The following is a 17,022-nucleotide window of genomic DNA, read 5'->3' as shown; positions in this document are numbered from 1 at the left end:
AGATCGTCGATGTATGTCGTCGCCGCCGCGTTGCTGGTGCTGTCGGGACTGTTCTACTCCGCGAGCCATCACGAGATCGGCTCGTTCGGCGTCACCATGTGCACGTATGGCGGCGCGTTCTGCGACAATCCGCTGATCGTCTTTTCCGGCGCCGCGCTGGCCGGCGCCTGGGGCATGTTCGTCAGCGTCAAATAGTCCCGACCGCACGCGCTCAGGGGACAAACGTCTCGCCGGTGTCCGTGCGCGGACTGCGCGACGGCCGGCCATGGCGGGCCGGCGCGCGCCCGGGACGCGCGCAAAGGCTGCACTGGGTATTCTTCGATGATGCACTTATACAGGTGTTTTGCCCGACGAGTCAAATGGAGATTCGCTTTATCAGAAATTGGCGAGGAGCCCGTTACGCGAAGCCCGGGAACCTTGTTCCCTCCTTGGCATTTGTGAAGGACGCGCCCCGACCGAGACCCCTCCTGCCATGACCGACAATGCTCTCGCCCCCACGAAATCCGCGCCGTCGCTGTTGCAGAGGTTGGGGCCGGGTCTCGTCACCGGGGCGGCGGACGACGATCCGTCCGGCATCGCCACCTATTCGCAGGCCGGCGCGCAATTCGGTTACGGACTGCTCTGGACGGTATTTCTGACCACGCCGTTCATGATCGCCATCCAGCTCGTCAGCGCCCGGATCGGCCGCGTCACCGGCAAGGGGCTGGCCGCCAACGTCATGCAGATCGCGCCGCGCTGGGCGGTGCTGTCGCTCGTCGCCATGCTCGTCGCCGCCAACACCTTCAACATCGCCGCCGACATCGCCGCGATGGCGGAGGCGCTCTCGCTCGTGATCGGCGGCCTCAACCACGAGCACGCGCTGATCTTCGCGGCGGGCTCGACCCTGCTGCAGGTGTTCCTGCCCTATCGGCGCTATTCGCCGGTGCTGAAATTTCTCACCTTGGCGCTGTTCGCCTATGTCGCGACCGCCTTCACCGTCAAGATCCCGTGGAGCACGGCGCTGCTCGCGGCGGTGTGGCCGAAGACGAATGTCAGCGCCGATTATTTCATGATGGTCGTCGCCGTGCTCGGCACCACGATCAGCCCGTATCTGTTCTTCTGGCAGGCCTCGCAGGAGATCGAGGAGATGAACCAGGGCAGGCGCGACAAGCCGCTGCGCGAGCTGAAGCACGGCGGCAGTCCGGAGCTGGCGCGCATCCGGGCCGACACCATCTCCGGCATGCTGCTCTCCAACGGCATCGCCTTCTTCATCATCCTCACCACCGCGTCGGTGCTGCACGCGAATGGTGTCACCAACATCAATTCGGCGACGGAGGCCGCCGAAGCGCTGCGGCCGCTCGCCGGCGACTTCACCTTCGCCCTGTTCGCGATCGGCATCATCGGCACCGGCCTGCTCGCAATTCCGGTGCTGGCGGGCTCGGCCGCTTACGGCGTGGCGGAGATCTTCGGCTGGCGCGCGACGCTGGAGGCGAAGCCCGACGAGGCGGTCGGCTTCTACACCATCATCGCCGCCGCCACCATCATCGGCTTCGGTCTAGGGTTCACCGGCATCGACTCGATCCACATGCTGGTCTGGAGCGCCGTGCTCAACGGCGTCGTCGCCGTTCCGATCATGGCCATGATGATGCTGATCGTCTCGAGCAAGACGATCATGGGTCGCTTCAAAGGCCGATCATGGCTCGTCGCGCTGGGCTGGCTCGGCACCGCGCTGATGGCGCTGGCCGTGCTCGCCCTGCTCGGCTCGTCATTGATCGGCTGACTAACCTTGCGACAAGGCTGCCGATATCTGCGAGGCGATGATGAAGGCCGCGAACACCGCCGGCACGCCGATGAAGCGCAGGAATTGGTCTATCGAAAGCATCGCTGTCTCCCGCAAGACAAAAAATGTTTGCGCCCGCTGCGCTATTCCACCCCGTGCGCAGCGTGCTGATCGGCCGTCAGAAACTGATCGGAAATGGCGGCTCCACTCATCGTGAGCAGCGCCAGGATCGAAATCACAGCCAGAAATTTCATGGCCGGAGGGTCGATCCCGATTGTGGCCAAAAACGTCAAAGCATGGTCCCTTTTCAGGACAACCCCGGGAAAGATCATGGCTGTCCCCACCGGATTTTCCCTTAGAATGGCGGGAAGGGCCTTCCAGGCGCCCCTCGCCGGGCTTCACTGCGCAGGACCGTTCGCCTAACAATCCTGGCTGGAGCCGGGCTTGCGAGCCGGCCAAAGAAAAAAAGCGCCGCCGGGCGACAGGGAGCGACATGACCAGATCGTCGAAAGCAACAAGCCTCGAAATCCTCGCCTGCGATGCCGGCTGGAGAAACTACCATTTCGTCAAGCTGACGACCGAAGACGGCGTCGTCGGCTGGAGCGAGTTCGACGAGGGTTTTGGCTCACCCGGCGTCGGTGCTGCGATCCAGCGCCTGTCCGCCCGCGTCGTCGGGCAGAACGTTTTCCGGCACGAGCGCATCTACGCCGAGCTGTTCGCGGCCACACGTCCCGCCGCCGGCGGCGTGGTGGCGCAGGCGCTCGGCGCGATCGAGAATGCGCTGCTCGATGCCAAGGCGAAATGTCTCGGCGTGCCCTGCTACGAGCTGCTCGGCGGCAAGATCCGCGACCGTGTCAGGGTCTATTGGTCGCATTGCGCAACGTGGCGGATCAATCACCCGTCCTGGTACAAGCCGCCGATCGAGAACCTCGACGGCGTCATGGTAATGGGACGCGAGGTGCGCGAGAAGAAGTTCACCGCGCTCAAGACCAACATCTTCTCCTACGACGACGGCAAGCCAACCGGTTGGCGACCGGGCTTCGGCTCGCCCTTCGCCCCCGAGATCAACGTCGATCGCAAAATCCTGCGCGACCTGCGCATGCATCTGGAGGCGATCCGCGACGGTGCAGGCCCCGACGTCGACATCCTGCTTGATTGCAACTTCAACGCCAAGACCGAGGGCTATCTGGAGATCCTGCGCACCATCGCGGACCTCGACATGTTCTGGATCGAGATCGACAGCTTCAATCCGGAAGCACTCGGTTACATCCGCAGGCAAAGCCCGCATCCGATCTCGTCCTGCGAGACGCTATTGGGCCTGCGCGAATTCCTGCCCTATTTCCGCGAGCAGGCCATGGACGTCGCGATCATCGACACGCCCTGGAACGGCGTCTGGCAGTCGATGAAGATTGCAGCCGCTGCGGACGCGTTCGAAATCAACGTTGCCCCGCATAATTTCTACGGCCATCTCTGTTCGATGATGAACGCGCATTTCTGCGCCGCCGTGCCGAACCTGCGCATCATGGAGATCGACATCGATCGCCTGGCGTGGGACCGCGAGCTGTTCACGCATGAGCCGGATATTCAGAACGGCCATCTGGTCATTCCGGACCGACCCGGCTGGGGCACCGATCCGAACGAGGAAGCCCTTCGCGCGCATCCGCCGAAGACCAGCGGCGGATTGCTCAACTACGGTCGCAAGAACTAGACGTCTTACGGCGTCACTGGATTGACGGTCGGGGACGTCTTTGGCCCCGGCCGCGCCGGCTCGATCGGTGATTTCGGTTCGGTCGGGAGAATTTTGGCACCTGCGGCGCGTACGGCCTCGCCAGTGGTCGCATACATCGCGACGTGAGCAGGCTGCGTCTTGGCCCGATTCCATGGTCCGTGATCGACGATGAGCATCGCAGCAATCGTCACCGCGGCCACAATCAACGCGATCACGCCGGGATGGCGAAGCGCCGAGGACATGGAATTTGCGAAGCGATCCGTTGCCATCGTGGAATCCATAGGTTTTTCCTCTCGCAGGTTAATGCAATTGCGTCCTGCGAGTTCCGCCCTTGCCGAGCCAAGTTCCAAGCCAATGCGGGAACCTGACGCCACAAGGCGCTCAGTGTTTCACATCCGGCCGCGTATCGCCGACGAACCGGTCGCGATTCGGCATCTTGACCGCCGCGAGCGATTTGGCATCGAGCGTCGCGTCCGCTCCGACCAGTCCATTCAGGTTCAGGATGTACGCGGACACCGCATAAACCTCCTCATCGCTCAGCGATTGCGGTGCGTTCTGCGGCATCGCACGGCGGATGTAGTCGAACAGCGTCGGCGCATACGGCCAATAGCTGCCGACCGTGCGGATCGGCTTTGGTGTTGCGATCGTGCCCTGCCCACCGACGAGCCGGTCACCCAGCCCGCCCTCGCCCTTGTCGCCATGGCATGATGCACATTGCTGGGCGAACACCTCGCGACCACGACTGACCGAGCCACTTCCCTTCGGCAGATTGCTGCCGTCGCGTCCGACGTCGATATTCCAGCCAGCAATCTCCGCAGCCGTCGCGGGACGTCCGAGGCCGTACAGAGTCTGTGCCTGCGCCCCGCTCGCGAACGCACACAGCACGATGACAACAGCAATGCCGCAAGTCTCACGCCAGCGCATTGGTCACCTCGCCGTCGGCCGCGATGCGCCAGGGCCAGATCGCGTTGTTGTGGTAGAAATAGTTCTCGCCGCGCACCGCGAGCAACTCGGCCAGAGTCGGCTGCACATAGCCGGTTTCGTCGATGGCACGGCTCTGGATCACGGCAGGCTTGCCGTCCCACTGCCAGGGCAGGCGAAAGCGTGTCAACGCACGCGTCAGCACCGGCTCCTGCAATTGCGCGCTTTGCCAACTCTTTCCCTCGTCGACGGACAGTTCGACGCGCGCGATCTTGCCATGCCCGCTCCACGCGATGCCGGTGATCTCGTGGAAGCCGGGCGCGCCCAGGCGTTGGCCGCCGGAGGGCCTCGTGATGATCGACTTCGCCTCCATGTAGAACGAAAATTCACGCGCGGTGCCGTCTGGCAGCAGGTCGGTGTATTTCGAGGTCTCCTCGCGCGAATAAACCGGCTCAGCCGTCACATGCAGGCGCCGCAGCCACTTCACGCTCATATTGCCCTCGAAGCCCGGCAGGAACAGCCGCAGCGGATAGCCCTGCTGCGGGCGCAGCCGCTCCCCGTTCTGGCTGTAGACCAGCATGGCGTCCTCGAGGCATTTCTCGATCGGGATGCTGCGGGTCAGCGCAGCCGCGTCGGCACCTTCGGCGACGATCCATTTGGCATCCGGCTTCAATCCGGCCTCCTGGAGCACCAGCTTGAGGCTGACGCCGGTCCATTCTGCACAACTCACCAGACCTACAAGGTCCGACGCGGTCTTGCCGTAAGGCTTGCTGTAGCCGGGATTGCCGGAGCATTCGAGAAAGTGGACGCGCGATTCCGACGGGAAACGCCTGAGATCGTCCATTGTGAAGATCAGCGGACGCTCGACCAGCCCGTGCAGCATCAACCGGTGCTGGGCCGGATCGATGGTCGGAACGCCGCCATGATGACGCTCGTAAAACAGTCCGTTCGGCGTGATGATGCCATCGAGCTCCTGCAATGGCGTCCGGCTGGAGGCCGAGATGTACTGCTTGAGCGTCTTCGAGATGTTCTTGACGACGCCCTTCTCGAACGGCGATGGCGCGCCATAGAGCTGGCCTCCCGTCGGCTCGCCCGGCGCCTTCATCCATTCGGGAATGTTGGGTGGAAGGTTGTCGGTCGCGGCGGCAACCGATGCGCCGGCGCCCAGGACAGTGCCACCCGCAGCCGCCGCGCCGGCGCGCAGAAAGCGACGGCGAGTCGTCCCCGCAGGTTTGTCGTCGGCGTCGCTCGTGCTGCTCATTTGCGGATCCTCGGCTGAAGCGCGACCCGCATGAAACATTCTGCGACGAGCATTTGCAATTCGTACCTGTTTCAAAAACAGGCGATTTCGACCTCGACTGATCTAAATCTGGCGGGCGCGACGGCAATTCTCTTCTTCGCAATGCACAAACGGCTCATCCATCACTCGCCCGGCGCGATCGCATTGCTGGGGGTTGGCCGGTCGGCGATCTGCTGGCCGAACAGGCTGCCGATCAGTTCGACCGCGGTGCGCGCGGTGCGGCCACGCTCGTCGAGGAACGGATTGAGCTCGACGATGTCGACTGAACCGACTACGCCGGAATCGTGCAGGAGCTCCATGATCAGATGCGCCTCACGATAGGTCGCTCCGCCCGGCACCGTCGTGCCCACGCCGGGTGCGACGCAGGGGTCGAGAAAATCGACGTCGAAGCTGACATGCAGTACGCCGTTGCTGGCCCTGACGCGCTCGATGACGCGACGGATCAGCACGGCGACGCCGAATTCGTCGATCTGGCGCATATCGACAACCCTGATCCGGCGCGTGCGCATCAATTCCTTTTCGAGCTTGTCGATTGAGCGCGCGCCGAACAGGTCGAGCCTGTCGGGATCGATCGGGGCGCGCGGATCATCGCCGAGCAAGCCGTCGAGGCCGGGTTCGCCGCAAAGGAATGCCGCCGACATGCCGTGCATGTTGGCGGTGATCGTCGTCTCAGGCGTGTTGTAATCGGCATGCGCATCGAGCCAGAGCACGAACAGCTCGCGTCCGCGCTCCTGCCAGTGACGGGCCATGGCATTCACCGATCCCATCGACAATGTGTGATCGCCACCGAGGAAAATCGGCAGCGCGCCGGTTTTCGCGATCTCGTAGCCTCTGCGGCTCAGCACGCGCGTCCAGCGCTGGATTTCGCGGTAGTGATTGGCTTTGTCGGGGGGCCTGTCTGCGAGGTCCCGGAGCTCGCCCACGGAGAGATCGCCGTAATCGACGACCTCGAAATCCAGGCTCTCTAGCAGTGTCGCAAGGCCGGCGGTGCGGAGCGCCGCAGGGCCCATCAGAGTACCGCGCTGCGAAGCCCCCATGTCGATGGGAGCGCCGAGCAGGGCGATGCGCCGGGCTCGATCCGTCGTGGTCCGGTCAGTCACAGCTGTCTCCTGAGATCAGCAAGATTGAGCCAGCCTAACAGAGATTCGCACCCGTCGTTTCACGGGGAAGGTCCACGCAGGGGCGCATCGTCCCGGAACAAAAGCCCGCGCGCCGAATTGCTCATCCAAGGCCGGTACCCGCCGTAAAAACCACGGCGCCTGTCGCGGATAGCCAAAGGTCATGCGACCCGCTGTTCAGAACGAGCGCTCGCGCGGATAGCCAAAGGTACCGGCCTCCGCCGCACATGATCAGCCTGGAGGTTGCGCACTTGAGCACGGAGATCCCGCAGTCCACTTCACATCCCGGCATGGCCGAGCGCGCCGTCGATGCCGCGACGGACGTATCCCGCACCATCGGTGAAGTCGCAGGTGGCCTGCATGCAGCTGTCGACCGCATGACCTCCGCAATCGACGATGCGCGAAAGCCGGGCCGGCCCCTCGCGACCGTCGCTGCGATCACGCGCGAAGCGCCGCTTGCCAGCCTGTTCGTTGCTTTCCTGTTCGGCGTCGCGGTCGCGCGTCGGCGCTAAATCGTAACAGGTGTTCAGGCGGCGCTGACGACCGCGCACTCGGACGCGAGGAATTGTCGCTCGAATGCCTCCGCCGGCATCGGACGGCCAAAGAAATAGCCCTGGCCTTCCTCGCATCCCATGCTCACCAGGAAGTCGGCCGTCGCGCGATTCTCGATGCCTTCGGCCACGACCGTGAGACCGAGCTGCTTGCTGAGACCGATGGTCGACCCGACAATCGCGGCATCGTCGGAGTTCGCGAGCAGACCGAGCACGAACGACCGGTCGATCTTGAGCCCATCGAGCGGGAACTTCTTCAAATAGCTCAGGCTCGCATAGCCAGTGCCGAAATCGTCGAACAGGACGCGGACGCCGAGCTGCTGGATGCGTTTGAACATATCGAGCACCCGGGCTTCGTCGTGAAGCAGGATGTCCTCGGTGACCTCGAGTTCGAGCAGCGACGGCGTGAGCCCCGTCGCTTCGAGCATCCCCGCAACCGAATGCGCGAGGTCGCCGGAGTGGATCTGCGAGGGCGACAAATTGATCGCGACGCGCACACTGTCGCCGGACAATTCCCAGGCGCGTGCCTGCCGGCAGGCAGTTTCCATCACCCAGTTTCCGATCCGCTCCGACAGGGCTGAGCTATTGACCACCGGCATGAACTCTCCTGGCGAAACGTAGCCGCGCACGGGATGCCGCCAGCGGATCAGCGCTTCGGCCCCGACCAGGCTGGCGTCGATCAGGCGAACCTGAGGCTGGTAGAACAGCTCGAACTCGCCGCGATCGGCGGCAAGCGCCAATTCACTCTCCAGCGTCAGCCGGTTCTCCAGCTCCTGCCGGATCGCGCTCTCGAAGACCACATAACCGCCGCGCCGCGTCAGTTTTGCCTTGGTCAACGCAAGATGGCCGTTGCTCAGGAGATCGTCGGTGTTGTGTCCGCCTTCTGGATGGACGGCGACGCCGATGCTGATCCTGACGCGATGCTGCCGCGTGCCGGTCGCAAGCGGCGCTTCGAACGCGCGCGCGATGCGCTCGGCGAACTCTGCGATCGGCTCGTCGCCATCTGCGCCTTTGCGCGCAATGGCGAATTCGTCTCCGCTGAGCCGGGCAACGACAGCGTCGTCGCCCGCTTCAGCTTTCAGGCGACCAGCGACCGCCTGCAGCACGAGATCTCCGGCGGAATGACCCAGCATGTCATTGATGCTCTGGAAGCCGTCGAGCCCGATCACGAGCAGCGCGACCTTGCAGGGGCGCTGCCCCGCATCCCCGATCATGCCGACCAGTCCGGCATGCAGCGTGTTGCGGTTGACCAGACCGGTCAGCGCGTCGTACTCGGCGAGATATCTGACGCGTTCGGCCTCGCGCTTGCGGACCGAAATGTCGCGCAGGATGGCTCCGTATTGGAAGCCGTCCGTTCCCTGCCAGCCCGAGAAGCTCGCCTCGACCGGGAAAGTTTCACCGTTCTTGCGCCGCCCTTCGAACTCGACGACGACCGCCCCACCGGGGACCAGGAGTGCCTGGCGCGCGGCGTCGCGCATGGACGGCCTCGCGTCACCGTCCACTGATACGGCGCACAGCGTTTCGAACGGGCGGCCGATGATCTCGGCGGGCATATAGCCGAAGATCGCACTGGCGCCGGGATTCCACACGGCGATCAGCTGACCTTCGTCGGTGCAGACGAGGCCATCGCCGAGCGACATCGCGATACGATGAAAGCGGCTTTCGGCGATGCGCCCCAGGAGACCGCGGAAATCGATTTCGTCGAGTGCGATCGCCGTCAGATAAGCGACAATCGCGATGTGGAACAGCGATGTGTCGATGATGAAGGGCCATCTTGCCTGCACGAGGACCGCAACCAGCTCGAAGACCGCCCCGGCCGAGATCAGGATTGCAACGCGAATTCCCGGTCCGAAGCGGCGCCACGAATACACCATCAACAGGCAGACCACAGCGAGACTCAGGATCATGCCGATATCGGAGGTCCAGCGCAGCATCCGGTTCTGCAGGATCGATTCCGCTGCCAGCGCCTGGAGCATGGGTCCGGAGATGATGCGGCCATTTGGAACGCTGAAGCGGTCCCCGAGTTCGAGCGCCGTCGCACCAATGATGACCTTCTTGTCTCTCAGCTTGTCGAGCGCGGCGGTTTCACCGCGGAGCACGTCGACATAGGAGACACTCGGAACCGAGCCCGCCCGAATACTAAAATCGATCAGGAACGGCGACCGCCGATTTGCGTCCTGCCCGGCCAATACGACTGCCATCGACGGCATCAAGGCATCGCCGAGCTTCTCGCCGAATGGATATCGGCGAACGAGCCCGTCGGATTCGATCGCGACATTGACCAGCGCCGGCCACGACTGGTTGCTGAACGGCTTCAGGGGGCGATTGATGTGAGCTGCGCCACCATTCGGCGTCGGCTGCTTGAAGGAGGGCAGGATGGTCGAGCCGCCGGCCTCACGCAGTGCGTTCACGAAGGCCTCGTCGGAGGCTGGATCGGATGGCGAGCTGAAATCGACGTCGAAGGCGACGTCCTGCGCCCCCGCGGCCTCTAACCTGTGCAACAATTCCGCGTGCAGCCGGCGCGGCCAGGGCCACACCCCGATCTGCTCGATCGAGGGCGCGTCGATGGCGACCACGACGACGTTGCCACTCGCTGCACGCGATTGCCAAGCGAACCGCAGGTCGGTCAGCGCGTTGCGAAGCGCACCATGCCACCCCGTGGACAGCACGATCGCCAGCGCGATCACGACCAGAATATGCGGACGATAGCGCTTCACTCCGATCCTCCCGCGCACCCGCTTCTGCGGTTGCGCCCCCTCATCCCCTAAGAAATCGCCTCAGTGCCTGTTGTGGCCAAAGGCATTGCCGTGGCCATCGCTGCCGTTGCCGCCGCCATTGCCGTTGCCGTTACCGTTGTTGCCCCTCCCGTTACCGGTGGCGCCGTTGTTGCCGTTACCGTCGCCGGAATTCCCATTGCCAGAATTGCCATTACCGGAGTCGCCCCTGCCGGGGTTGGACTTGCCGCTGGCATTTCCGCTGCCGCCGCCAGAGCCGTCGCTGGACGCGCCGGCCGTCGTCGCGGCTATTGTCGTGCTCGCAGCCGAGGAGCTGGTGCTGCCAGCCGTCACGCCGCTGCTCGTGGTAACCGCAGTCTGGACGGCGCTGTTGGACGCCGTCGTGCTCGCTTTCGAGTCGCTCCAGACCGTCTCGGTGCTGGCGTGCGCATTGCGCACCTGTCCGGGAGCACCGCCGCCGTGGGCGAGCCCGTGCGTGACCTTGTGGACGTTCAGCTTGACCTCGCCGAGCGAATTCGAAATGCGCACGACGCCGGGCTTGGCAGCACCGCCCTTGGAGGTGTGAGCTCCGGCCGCCTGTTGCGATTGCTTGAGTGCGCCGGCCGCCTTGGTGCCCTTGTCGATCGGACCGAGCGCATGGATCGAATGGCCGTTCGCCGCGTTGCGCGGGGCCGACAGGCCCGATTTCGGCACGAGGACGCGCTCGATGCTCGAGGCGCGCGGCTTGCCGTGCTCGATCGGATTGAAGGTCCCGGACCCGCTTAGAGAGAGGCCGGGCTTGCCATGCTCGAAGACGGTGGCGGCCTGCCCCGGCAGGACCTGGGCGATCTGTCCCGTCTTGAAGTCGGAGACCTCGACCTGGCCGCGAAGCACGCCGACCTTGGTGCTCCCCGCATTCACGGTGACGCTGAATTGCGTTCCCTTGACCACGGCGGCGAGATAGGGCGTCTCCACCTCGAAATGCTTGACGTTGCGCTTCTCGACCTCGAGCAGGATCGAACCTGCCTGCTGGATGATGGTCGTGGAAAGGCCCTCCTTGCTCTCAGCCGGCAAGCCGATCACCGAGTTGGGAGAGATCAGGATCGTTTCCTCACCGCGGACGAGCAGCACACGGCCATTACGCCCGGTGCGAATGGTGTCGCCGGGCTTGAGTGCCTCCTGCTGATTCAACGAAACCTGCTGCGCGCCGCTGGTGGCGACCCAGACCTCGCCGGTGGCCTTGCCGACCGACCAGATGCCATCGTCCGCGGCGGATGCGGCGGAAGCCGTTCCCAGGATCAGCGCAGCCGCGAAGGCGCACCGCATTCCAATTTTGCTCAGCATGACGATCCTCAGTCCGCGTTACAGCCAGCCTGAGGGGTATCCGAAATCACTCAACATAGGATTAGCGGGAAGCGGCCAGTGGAGCGCTCACGTTAACCGTTCATTGACCATAAAAAACTATGAAAAATCATGTGGCTAACGAACCCTCACCGCATCAGGGGCACATCTCCGTCGAACTACGGGGACGGGCGCGTCGCGCGCGCCGGGAAGCGGCATCTCATTACCACAATGGCGCTGTTGGCGCCGTTCTTCGCGGGAGTTCCTCAGGCTTTCGCGCAGCAGGCGAGCCAGCCTGGCTTCGATCCGCGCCAACCTGAGAAATATTTTGAAAACCAAACCGAGCGGGAATCGCTGAGCCGTCCTCCGGTCAGGCTACCAACAGTCGACCAGCCCAGCACCGGCGGCGATACCAAGCCTCAGTTCGTGCTGCGCGGCATCCACGTCAGCGGAGCCCGGGCCGTTTCCCCCGATCGCATCGCCGCGGTCTATCAGCCCTATGTCGGCAAGAAGGTTTCGCAGGCGGATCTCGCCGTGATCGCCGGCGCGATCAGCGATCTCTACCGTGCCGATGGTCTTCACTTGAGCCGTGCGATCGTGCCGCCGCAGGATATCGCCGATGGCCTGCTCCGGATCCAGGTGATCGAAGGCGCCATCGTCCAGGCCGAGCTGAAAGGCGATGGCGCCGAACAGTTCGGCGTGAGACCGATGCTTGGGCCGGTTCTGGCCGAGCAACCGTCGCGCCTGACGACGCTGGAACGCCAGCTCTTTCTCATTAACGGCAGACCTGGCGTCCGGATCACCGATACCGCACTGGAGGAGATCGGCGGGGCAACCGGCCGCTTCCGCCTCGTCGTCTATTTGAAGACCTGGCACGTCTTCTCGTCGTTCGGTCTGGACAATCTCGGCTCATCATCAGTCGGTCCGTGGCAGACCTACGCGACCGGCGCGTTCAACTCCTATCTCACGCCCGGCGACATGCTGGCGGTCAACCTGTCGACCATCGCCAACGACCCCCGTCAGCTTGGCTTCGCACGGCTGTCCTACGATGCACCCGTCGACGTCGACGGCGTGCGTCTCGGCGGGTCCGTCCTATACAGCGCGGTCAGGCCGGGCGATGCGCGCCGCCTCGACAGCGACATCACCACGACCGAGGCGTTCGAGCTGCGTGCCAGCATCGTCCCACTGCAGTCGCGATTGTCCTCGCTGACCCTGACTGCGGCGACGACCTTCAGCAACGTGTCCGAGCATGACCTTTACGGCGCCTGGTACAACGACCACATCAGGACAGCGAGCCTGATCGCCGACTACCGGCTTCAGGATCATTTCGGCGGCACCAATTTCGCGACGCTGACCTACCGCCAGGGCCTCGACATCTTCGGTGCCTCGCATTTCGACGACGATCTGTTGTCGCGCGATGGCGCGTCATCGAACTTCTCGGTGCTAAACCTCTGGTTCACGCGCTACCAGACGCTCAACGACGTCTGGTCGCTCAAGCTTTCCGCTGCGAGCCAGACGGCGTCACGGCCGCTGTTCACCTCGCAGCAATTCTATCTCGGCGGCGCTGCCTTCGGGCGCGGCTATGGCGCAGCAGAGATCAGTGGGGACAACGGTCTTGCCGGCTCACTCGAACTGCGCTTCGACCAGAAGCTCAATTTCCGCTACTGGACCGGCTATCAGCTCTATGCCTTCGGTGACGCCGGCGCAGTCTGGAACAACGGTTACCGCCTGAGCGACGGCCTGTCGCTGACCTCGGCCGGAGCTGGCGTGCGGTTCTTCCTGCCGGCCGATTTCCAGGCTGATCTCGGCGTGGCTGTCCCCCTGAGCTACCGGGCGCCCGACAACGAGCGCCGCAGCCCGCGCCTCCTTTTTACTTTGTCTAGCGCGTTGCGGCTCTGCTCCGAACGCGGCAAGGGCGGTTGTCTGTAAATCCCTTGCCCTTCGCGCTGTGCCTCCGACATGCGGCCCTTTTTGGGGCGCGGCGCACAGGCTTGCCTAAATTTAATCCCGTAGCCTGCTCACGATCGCTCGATCCGGGAGTTCCCAATACCCATGTTCAGTCAAAAGTGATTTGAGACGGAACCATGAAAAGGGTGTTTGCAGTTCTGGCGTTTCTCTGCGTCCTCGGCGTCGGCCAATATTTCGTGGTCAGCCGGTTCGCGATCCGCCATGAGGTTTTGACCCTGTTCGACGCCGCGCGCCAGCGGCCGATCGCGGTCGAAATCGCTGTACGGCGCGATTACGAGACCAAGGCCAATCTCGGCCTCTGGAAGCTCCCGCTCGCCATCATCAGCAACGGCAATACCGTCAAGGCCACCGAATATTCCTTCCTCGCCAACGTGCTCGCCGCACGCGGTTATCTCGTCGCCAGCATCCAGCAGGATCTGCCGAGCGATCCGCCCCTGATGACCAAGGCCGGCCAGCAATATGTCGGCCGGCGCGAGGTCTATATCCGCTGCGAGGCCAACATCCTCTTCACCTTGCGCGAATTGAAGCGGCGGCAGGAGAACGCCGACTACGACCACATCACGCTCGTCGGCCATTCCAACGGCGGCGACGTTTCGATGTATGTCGCTCATCAGCACCCGGAGCTGGTGTCGAAAGTGATCACGCTGGACAATCTGCGGGTGCCTTTCGTGCTTAGCGACCACATGAAGATCCTGTCGTTCCGCTCGAAGGATCCGCATTTTGTAACCGATCCCGGCGTGCTGCCGACGCCGGAAGAGGCCAAGGCGCGCGGCATTGATATTATCCACACTGGCGCACAGCATACCGAGATGAGCGATCGCGGCCCCGATGCAGTCAAGGAGAAGATCCAGGCGACACTCGACCGCTTCCTGCGCGACAGTGCCAGCAGCGCGCTCGCGCCGGCCGATACAGGAAGCCCGATGATCATGAACCCCGGCGACTATTAGTCCGGCCCCTTTGCGGCAGATCAAGGCTGCCGCGAGCCGACCACGATAGAAAGAGCCTCGCCATCTCGGAGAGGCACGTGTCGCACTCCATCGAAAGCCTTGATACGAAAAGACTCGATACAACAAGCTTTGCCCTGCCTGCGGCAAGGACGCCGAGATTCGCCCGGCATCTCTATCGTTCGGCTCGCAAGCTGCTGCGGTCGATCATTGCCCGCATCGACCTCTCGCAGTATCCGGGTTCGTGCTGCGGATGAGGACGGCGTCGCGAGCCAACAACACACAGGGTTGCTCTATGCACCGGCATTTGAGACGAATTTGCCTGCTGGTTGCCGTGGCCTCGAGCGTGGGCACGTCGTCCGCTCTCGCCGCCGATGCAGATCACGGCGCCGACCTTGCGAGGCGCTGGTGCGCCAGCTGCCATGTCGTGGCGAACGGCCAAACACAGGCGAGTGCCGACGTCCCCTCTTTCGTGTCCGTTGCGCGCAGGCCTGACTTCAGTTCGGAAAGGCTCGCCTTTTTCCTGCTAGACCCGCACCCGAAAATGCCGAATTTCCCCTTGAGCCGGATCGAAGCCGGCGATATCGCAGCCTACATCGCATCGCTGCGTTAGCAGAGCGACCGATTGGTCAAAACACCTGCGACAGATGCAAATCCCTGCCTGAGAACCGACAAGGATTAGCGGAAAGGATGATGGGCGGCGAATGAGGTCCATTCGACAGCCCATCATGGACCGGCACCAGTATCGATGTGCAAATATTCACGCCGCGTAAGTCCAATCTGTGGACGCGCCGTGAACACACCGAGAATCAGGACTTGCCCTTCCCCGGCTGCATGAGACTGCCGGTCATCTGGCGCATGTGGTCTCCGGCACTGGTGAACTGGCTGCGCAGGAAATCCGATTGGATTCGCATCGCCTCCTGAAGGTCGGTGGCATGGACGAGCTTGCGAGCATGCTCGAACGCCGACTTCATGTTCTGCTCGGTGAAAGCGAGCGCTTGCTTCGACACGTCCGCCCCCGCGCCCGGAACGGTCGTCATCGATTTGGTGGCGGCTTCGAAAAACATGCCGAATGCCTTTTCCGCCTGGTCAATCGTCTTCTCGGCCAGGTCGCGCAGTTCGGCCGGAACTTCGAGCTTCGGTTCGATCATGGTCGCACTCCTCCCGTTTTCAGAACTGAATACCACACTTGCCGGATCGCCTGCCAGCGTCCAGCCGGAGGAAGACGTCGCCCGGCGGCCGGCTCTGGCAGGAAAACGAAGGGCAAGGCGTAAGGCCGGCGCGCAGGCAGGCTCAGGACAGGGGGTGTTCGGGGAGGGTTTCTTCGGTGGCGAGGTCTTCGACGAGCTTGATGACCTCGAAGCGCTGCCGCGGCGCGAGCTTCAGAAACGCGCGGAGCAGGCGCAGGCTTTCGACGGTGCCGCTTGCAGGCGCGCCGAGCTTGAGGTGCAGCTCAGCTGCGAAATTGAGGTTCTTCATCTCGCACCTATGACAAGCATCGGACTTCGTGATCCCACATCGAGATCCCAACTAAGAACCAAACGCCACACCCGGATGCCACAACCGGATGCAATGGCGACAGCTCGCTTTCGGCCGGAGGAGCCGGGTGTGTTCGCACGCCGAGCCACATGTGCAAGCAAGCACACCTAAGCAGGTTGCAACTATGTCAAGAAACAACCCCTCCGGCAAGCCTAACAGTTGGCGCAGCGATGCTCCGTCTGCATCGCACCACGGCAATTCCGGATAACAGGAATATGGCCCGCCGTCACCCACCTGCGTCAAGAAGCGTCATCGATCAGCATCCAGCCTCGATCGCCGTCAATCGACGCTGCAATTCGTGTTGTTTCGGATGTGAATGGATGTTGGTGGACGCGAATTAGTGCTTCTTCAGCGTATACACGTAATTGTTGAGTCCGGCATCGGCGGTTGTATCGTCGACGAAATAAACGCGATCTCGCGCCATGGATCGGCAGCCACAGCGCGGGCTTCTGGACCAATAGACAGACTATGGCGTTTGGATTTCATCCAAACCCGCACTCTCGAGCTCTTGGACTTGGACTCGCCGCTTCGCATCAGAATTCATCGGGTCGCATTTGTCTCCGGTCTGAACCGTTTTCGAGGAACAAACGACAAAGCGGTGGCGGAACAGTCACGCAGATCACGGGCGCCGTGGCCGATGCATTGATCGATTCTGGCGCCCCAGCACCAAAGGACGACGGCATGCTTTCTCGCTGCGATCTCATCAAGGGCGCCGCAGTCGCGCTTCTCACCTTCTCGATACCAAGCGCGTGGGCGCAGGAGACCAGGATGAACCTGTTCAAGATCGTCACCATCAAGGACGAAATCGTCGTCGGATTGTCGACGGAGGAGCTTCAGGCCCTCGGCGGCAATGATGCCAGCGCCGTTGCACACGCCTTGGCGCAGAAGGGCGATCTCGCCGTCTGGCAATACAACGTGCATCGCGGTCCGAACGGCGAATTGCAGCAAGCGCCGACGGCCAGAATCGGGCTTTTGGCCAACGCCTCACTGCGGGTCGAGCCCTATGCCACGACCTACCAGATCCTACCGCATCCCTAAGCAGGCGCGGGGGGGCGCGCGGGGGGGGGGGGGGGGGGGGGGGGGGGGTTGTGGTGTGGAGCCGGGTCCAGCGGGGCGGGGGGATGATAAGAAGATATTG

The 17,022-nt window shown here is 63.2% G+C and carries 18 protein-coding genes; 9 read left to right on the top strand and 9 right to left on the bottom strand.

What is annotated here, in order from left to right; translation table 11 throughout:
* The first annotated feature begins 9 nt into the window (after positions 1-9).
* Positions 10-195 carry a hypothetical protein gene (locus ABIB91_RS19940; RefSeq protein ID WP_007601510.1) on the top strand — a complete coding sequence of 62 codons (186 nt, stop codon included), beginning with the start codon at positions 10-12 and terminating at the stop codon, positions 193-195.
* 277 nt (positions 196-472) lie between these two features.
* Entirely contained in the window at positions 473-1,759 is a 1,287-nt protein-coding gene (locus tag ABIB91_RS19935) for an NRAMP family divalent metal transporter (RefSeq protein ID WP_354164750.1), read from the top strand.
* A 143-nt stretch (positions 1,760-1,902) separates the two neighbouring features.
* Here ABIB91_RS19935 and ABIB91_RS19930 read toward each other — a convergent pair whose 3' ends face one another.
* A complete protein-coding gene (locus ABIB91_RS19930; RefSeq protein WP_219682386.1) occupies positions 1,903-2,091 on the bottom strand; it encodes a hypothetical protein in 189 nt (62 codons plus the stop codon).
* Between the two features lie 161 nt (positions 2,092-2,252).
* On the opposite strand from ABIB91_RS19930, the gene ABIB91_RS19925 reads away from it, so the two are divergent.
* Positions 2,253-3,467, top strand: a complete 1,215-nt coding sequence (locus ABIB91_RS19925) for a mandelate racemase/muconate lactonizing enzyme family protein (RefSeq protein WP_354164747.1) — start codon at positions 2,253-2,255, stop codon at positions 3,465-3,467.
* Between the two features lie 5 nt (positions 3,468-3,472).
* Here the strand turns inward: ABIB91_RS19925 and ABIB91_RS19920 are convergent, their stop codons facing one another.
* The 4 genes from ABIB91_RS19920 to rocF all read right to left on the bottom strand — a co-directional run bounded on the left by ABIB91_RS19920 (position 3,473) and on the right by rocF (position 6,809).
* Positions 3,473-3,769 carry a hypothetical protein gene (locus ABIB91_RS19920; RefSeq protein WP_354128507.1) on the bottom strand — a complete coding sequence of 99 codons (297 nt, stop codon included), beginning with the start codon at positions 3,767-3,769 and terminating at the stop codon, positions 3,473-3,475.
* Positions 3,770-3,869: 100 nt separating this feature from the next.
* Positions 3,870-4,412 (bottom strand): c-type cytochrome, encoded by a 543-nt coding sequence (locus tag ABIB91_RS19915; protein WP_354164744.1) that lies wholly within the window; start codon positions 4,410-4,412, stop codon positions 3,870-3,872.
* Positions 4,399-5,670, bottom strand: a complete 1,272-nt coding sequence (gene soxC, locus ABIB91_RS19910; RefSeq protein WP_354128508.1) for a sulfite dehydrogenase — start codon at positions 5,668-5,670, stop codon at positions 4,399-4,401. Before soxC ends, ABIB91_RS19915 begins: the two co-directional genes overlap by 14 nt.
* 161 nt (positions 5,671-5,831) lie before the next feature.
* Positions 5,832-6,809, bottom strand: coding sequence for an arginase (gene rocF, locus ABIB91_RS19905; protein WP_219682382.1), 978 nt, complete (start codon positions 6,807-6,809; stop codon positions 5,832-5,834).
* A gap of 245 nt (positions 6,810-7,054) precedes the next feature.
* On the opposite strand from rocF, the gene ABIB91_RS19900 reads away from it, so the two are divergent.
* On the top strand, positions 7,055-7,339 hold the full coding sequence (locus tag ABIB91_RS19900) for a hypothetical protein (RefSeq protein ID WP_354164739.1): 285 nt from the start codon (positions 7,055-7,057) through the stop codon (positions 7,337-7,339).
* 14 nt (positions 7,340-7,353) lie between these two features.
* Here the strand turns inward: ABIB91_RS19900 and ABIB91_RS19895 are convergent, their stop codons facing one another.
* Positions 7,354-10,095, bottom strand: coding sequence for an EAL domain-containing protein (locus ABIB91_RS19895; protein WP_354164736.1), 2,742 nt, complete (start codon positions 10,093-10,095; stop codon positions 7,354-7,356).
* A gap of 60 nt (positions 10,096-10,155) precedes the next feature.
* The gene (locus ABIB91_RS19890; protein ID WP_354164733.1) at positions 10,156-11,436 is read right to left on the bottom strand and encodes a FecR family protein; all 1,281 of its coding nucleotides are present in this window, start codon (positions 11,434-11,436) and stop codon (positions 10,156-10,158) included.
* Between the two features lie 129 nt (positions 11,437-11,565).
* Here ABIB91_RS19890 and ABIB91_RS19885 point away from each other — a divergent pair, with 129 nt between their 5' ends.
* From ABIB91_RS19885 to ABIB91_RS19870, 4 genes are all read left to right on the top strand, one after another.
* Positions 11,566-13,362, top strand: coding sequence for a ShlB/FhaC/HecB family hemolysin secretion/activation protein (locus ABIB91_RS19885; protein WP_354164730.1), 1,797 nt, complete (start codon positions 11,566-11,568; stop codon positions 13,360-13,362).
* Between the two features lie 155 nt (positions 13,363-13,517).
* Positions 13,518-14,348 carry an alpha/beta fold hydrolase gene (locus ABIB91_RS19880; RefSeq protein WP_354128512.1) on the top strand — a complete coding sequence of 277 codons (831 nt, stop codon included), beginning with the start codon at positions 13,518-13,520 and terminating at the stop codon, positions 14,346-14,348.
* Between the two features lie 77 nt (positions 14,349-14,425).
* Positions 14,426-14,602, top strand: a complete 177-nt coding sequence (locus tag ABIB91_RS19875) for a hypothetical protein (protein ID WP_157158661.1) — start codon at positions 14,426-14,428, stop codon at positions 14,600-14,602.
* Between the two features lie 38 nt (positions 14,603-14,640).
* A complete protein-coding gene (locus ABIB91_RS19870) occupies positions 14,641-14,958 on the top strand; it encodes a c-type cytochrome (RefSeq protein ID WP_007601492.1) in 318 nt (105 codons plus the stop codon).
* Positions 14,959-15,154: 196 nt separating this feature from the next.
* Here the strand turns inward: ABIB91_RS19870 and ABIB91_RS19865 are convergent, their stop codons facing one another.
* Both ABIB91_RS19865 and ABIB91_RS19860 read right to left on the bottom strand, forming a co-directional pair.
* Complete coding sequence (locus ABIB91_RS19865; protein ID WP_007601491.1) at positions 15,155-15,496, bottom strand: phasin; 342 nt, start codon at positions 15,494-15,496, stop codon at positions 15,155-15,157.
* A gap of 142 nt (positions 15,497-15,638) precedes the next feature.
* Positions 15,639-15,824, bottom strand: coding sequence for a hypothetical protein (locus ABIB91_RS19860; protein ID WP_007612798.1), 186 nt, complete (start codon positions 15,822-15,824; stop codon positions 15,639-15,641).
* Between the two features lie 741 nt (positions 15,825-16,565).
* Between ABIB91_RS19860 and ABIB91_RS19855 the strand changes: the two genes are divergently transcribed.
* Complete coding sequence (locus tag ABIB91_RS19855; protein WP_354164724.1) at positions 16,566-16,922, top strand: hypothetical protein; 357 nt, start codon at positions 16,566-16,568, stop codon at positions 16,920-16,922.
* Positions 16,923-17,022: the final 100 nt, after the last annotated feature.

Source organism: Bradyrhizobium sp. JR4.3 (assembly GCF_040547695.1).
GTDB classification, from domain to species: Bacteria; Pseudomonadota; Alphaproteobacteria; order Rhizobiales; family Xanthobacteraceae; genus Bradyrhizobium; species Bradyrhizobium canariense.
This window is presented reverse-complemented; position numbering and strand designations above follow the sequence as displayed.

Coding starts and splice junctions, on each gene's coding strand:
- ABIB91_RS19900 (WP_354164739.1), top strand. CDS start 7,055: ATGATCAGCCTGGAGGTTGCGCACTTGAGCACGGAGATCCCGCAGTCC.
- ABIB91_RS19935 (WP_354164750.1), top strand. CDS start 473: ATGACCGACAATGCTCTCGCCCCCACGAAATCCGCGCCGTCGCTGTTG.
- ABIB91_RS19865 (WP_007601491.1), bottom strand. CDS start 15,496: ATGATCGAACCGAAGCTCGAAGTTCCGGCCGAACTGCGCGACCTGGCC.
- ABIB91_RS19930 (WP_219682386.1), bottom strand. CDS start 2,091: ATGATCTTTCCCGGGGTTGTCCTGAAAAGGGACCATGCTTTGACGTTT.
- ABIB91_RS19885 (WP_354164730.1), top strand. CDS start 11,566: ATGTGGCTAACGAACCCTCACCGCATCAGGGGCACATCTCCGTCGAAC.
- soxC (WP_354128508.1), bottom strand. CDS start 5,670: ATGAGCAGCACGAGCGACGCCGACGACAAACCTGCGGGGACGACTCGC.
- ABIB91_RS19870 (WP_007601492.1), top strand. CDS start 14,641: ATGCACCGGCATTTGAGACGAATTTGCCTGCTGGTTGCCGTGGCCTCG.
- ABIB91_RS19915 (WP_354164744.1), bottom strand. CDS start 4,412: ATGCGCTGGCGTGAGACTTGCGGCATTGCTGTTGTCATCGTGCTGTGT.
- ABIB91_RS19860 (WP_007612798.1), bottom strand. CDS start 15,824: ATGAAGAACCTCAATTTCGCAGCTGAGCTGCACCTCAAGCTCGGCGCG.
- ABIB91_RS19880 (WP_354128512.1), top strand. CDS start 13,518: ATGAAAAGGGTGTTTGCAGTTCTGGCGTTTCTCTGCGTCCTCGGCGTC.
- ABIB91_RS19940 (WP_007601510.1), top strand. CDS start 10: ATGTATGTCGTCGCCGCCGCGTTGCTGGTGCTGTCGGGACTGTTCTAC.
- ABIB91_RS19920 (WP_354128507.1), bottom strand. CDS start 3,769: ATGGATTCCACGATGGCAACGGATCGCTTCGCAAATTCCATGTCCTCG.
- ABIB91_RS19855 (WP_354164724.1), top strand. CDS start 16,566: ATGCTTTCTCGCTGCGATCTCATCAAGGGCGCCGCAGTCGCGCTTCTC.
- ABIB91_RS19890 (WP_354164733.1), bottom strand. CDS start 11,436: ATGCTGAGCAAAATTGGAATGCGGTGCGCCTTCGCGGCTGCGCTGATC.
- ABIB91_RS19925 (WP_354164747.1), top strand. CDS start 2,253: ATGACCAGATCGTCGAAAGCAACAAGCCTCGAAATCCTCGCCTGCGAT.